The 2555-nt window shown below is 61.7% G+C and carries 3 protein-coding genes; 1 reads left to right on the top strand and 2 read right to left on the bottom strand.

Annotated features, from left to right (window positions below):
- Positions 1-490: 490 nt before the first annotated feature.
- Together AC0L3X_RS46860 and AC0L3X_RS46855 are read right to left on the bottom strand one after the other, a co-directional pair.
- Entirely contained in the window at positions 491-814 is a 324-nt protein-coding gene (locus AC0L3X_RS46860) for a DUF736 domain-containing protein (RefSeq protein WP_473317581.1), read from the bottom strand.
- 664 nt (positions 815-1478) lie between these two features.
- Positions 1479-1790 carry a DUF736 domain-containing protein gene (locus tag AC0L3X_RS46855; RefSeq protein WP_473317580.1) on the bottom strand — a complete coding sequence of 104 codons (312 nt, stop codon included), beginning with the start codon at positions 1788-1790 and terminating at the stop codon, positions 1479-1481.
- A 266-nt stretch (positions 1791-2056) separates the two neighbouring features.
- Between AC0L3X_RS46855 and AC0L3X_RS46850 the strand changes: the two genes are divergently transcribed.
- Complete coding sequence (locus AC0L3X_RS46850; RefSeq protein WP_473317579.1) at positions 2057-2236, top strand: hypothetical protein; 180 nt, start codon at positions 2057-2059, stop codon at positions 2234-2236.
- Positions 2237-2555: the final 319 nt, after the last annotated feature.

The following is a 2555-nucleotide window of genomic DNA, read 5'->3' as shown; positions in this document are numbered from 1 at the left end:
GCACCAGGCTCCGGATTTGGCCACGGCCGCATTATCCCCGTGCACCGCTATTTCGAAGCCCGATTTGAAGAGCCGTCACTCCCTCTGCTCCAGGCTACTCGCTAACCCTTCCTCATCCTGCCAAGACCGCATCTGCTGATCCACGAGGCACGCGAAAAAATTGGCCGCTCGACACGTGTCCAAGCCATCAATTTCAGCCCTCTGGGCGGTCCATAGATTGGCGTAAATTGCAAAGGCGATGGAGCGATCTTCTGCATCGGACCGAAGAGAAAAAGCCATCGCCCGACCTTCAGCTCCAGGCAAAATGGCGCTGCGTACGAGTGCATTTCTTCGATCGTAAAGGGATGTCTGGCAGGCTGTTCAGCCGCGCTTGCTCTTCTGCGTACGCCCAGTTGGAAGTGCTCTTGCACCAGTCGGCGATATTCAAAACCTGATTTCCGGGAAGCAAGAAAGGGCTCCCACGCGATGCGTGGGAGCCCAAGATTTTGACCTAGTCGACGGGATTCCAGATCAGAAAGAAGCTGCCGTCACCGCCGAGGCCAACCGTTCGACCAAGGTTAGCGCGGAGCTCCCGGCCTCCCAGGCCGGGCGCGGCGAGTGACAGGTTGACGTAGTCCGATCCGCGGCTCTCGCCGGTCAAAATCCGACCGGATCCGACCTCGAGCCCCTGGGTGAAGATGCGGAAGTCTGACGGGTCATCGCCGGACTTATCGCGGTTTGGCACGATGTCGATGTCGGCGCAGATGGGCAGAAACTTGAGCTGGCCTCTGAAGCCGCCGTAAATTGTGCGGGTGACGAATCCGATCGCGGTCATGGTCTGTCTCCTTCGTTGCCGCGGGGGCCGATGCCCTGCGATGGCGAGACCGTCATGGCGACCGGCCAGCATCCGAACCCTAGGGGCGAAGCGCAGCGGCGCACCCGAGCCCGCTCCTTTTTTGCAGCGAAGCGGCCGCGAGGAGCCGGCTTGCCGGCGGGGAAAAAAGGAAGCGTGCGAGGGTTTCGGATGAGGGACGGCTGCCATAGGTCGTAGCGCCATAAGCAGGGAATCGTCCCTCTTCGGACGAAGGAGCCGGGCCTTGCCGCAGAGCCCCATTCAACCGCACAAACGGCGCTGGGCGACGCTTCGACGTATGCGTTGCCTCTCGAATGTCTCGCGATCCAGAACCGATTATCTCGCCGGGAAAGCGGCTCAATTTCGCATCTGAGGCCTGCTCCTGGAGCCGGCTATCAAGTCGAATCCGGCGCCTCAATCGATAGCGCAGATGGCGCTTGAGCTCTTGATCCACCCAACAAAAGCGCACCCAAAAGCTCAATTAACTTACAACTCGGGGCGTCGAACCGGCTTAAGTTGCGCCGCGAATTCCCGGCTGCGCGCCTCCCTTGGAGGCAGAAAATGCTCTTCTCCTTACTCTTAAAAGCGGCGCAGAAAACGCAAAAAGGCCCCGCCTCCGAGGAGGCGGGGCCGATGATCCCCGGCGTCAGTCGCCGTTGCGGCGCGACCAGATCAGGGTGAAGCCTTCGTCGCCTTCGACCTTGACCAGCGAGGCGTAGATCGGAGCGGGGAAGCTCGGATCGTCGAGCTTGACCGAGAGATATTCGCGGTCGCTGTCGCGAACCGTCTTCTTCCAGGCGGCGCCGAATTCGGTCGCTCCTGCGAAAATCCGGTAGTCGGGAGCCTTGTCGTTGTCCTTCTCGGACGTCACGAACTTGGCCTTGATGTTCAGCGTCAGCGTCTTGATCGAGCCGGTGTAGCCGTTGTCCGAAGCGGTGAAAGTGCCGATGGTCGCCATGGTCATCTCCGTCTGTCTGTTGTTCGGGCCGCGCCCATCGCAGCCTCGATGGCGATCCTTGGCCCGGGGAGCGATCGGCCCGCAGCCTTCAGGCCCGCAGCACCAGCGGAGGACGGCGAAAGCCTGTTTTTTTGTCTTCCGCGAGGAATGCCGCGACTTGGCGGCAGGGGAAAAAAGCAGGCGTGAGCTGTTGCGGGAAGGCGATCGAGGCTCTTGCCGTCCCTCGGGCCTGATCAGCCAATCGAGGGTGCGTTGGACGCGAGCCCATGACCGAACTGACGGCGATGACCATGGCTGCCACCGCCCACCACAGCATTGGAAAACGGCGGGACCGATCAGAAGGGAAGCCAAATTCTGCCCATCAAACGCAAGAACGATGGACGGACAAATCAAGCGAACCCGACCGCATTTTCGCATCGGCAAACGACGGCGCCGGCCAGAATTGATCGCCCGATAGCGCTGCCGCGACACGCGGCCCGGACAAGATCAATGCCCCCAGCCTAGTCGCTTCGTCCCTGCAAACGAAGGGGCGAGACATCCACCCCGGGGGCGGCAACGGCGCGGATCGGTCGGATCATGGCCCGCATTTGAGAAAGGGCTAGCGTGCTCAATTGCCGTTTCCCTTCAACTGATCCGGTCGCGGGGCCGGCCGCGCGCCGCCCGGCTTTTTTTGGGGGCCCGGGGCGCCCGGGGGCCCCCCCCCCCCCCCGAAAAACCCCCCCGGCCCCACAAAAAAAAAAAAAAGGGGTTTTTTTGGGGGCCGCG

The organism is Bradyrhizobium sp. MI1.7 (genome assembly GCF_055811795.1).
This window is presented reverse-complemented; position numbering and strand designations above follow the sequence as displayed.

What these genes read in the sequence shown, in the direction of transcription:
- AC0L3X_RS46850 (WP_473317579.1), top strand. Translation starts at nt 2,057, where the DNA reads ATGACCGAACTGACGGCGATGACCATGGCTGCCACCGCCCACCACAGC.
- AC0L3X_RS46855 (WP_473317580.1), bottom strand. Translation starts at nt 1,790, where the DNA reads ATGGCGACCATCGGCACTTTCACCGCTTCGGACAACGGCTACACCGGC.
- AC0L3X_RS46860 (WP_473317581.1), bottom strand. Translation starts at nt 814, where the DNA reads ATGACCGCGATCGGATTCGTCACCCGCACAATTTACGGCGGCTTCAGA.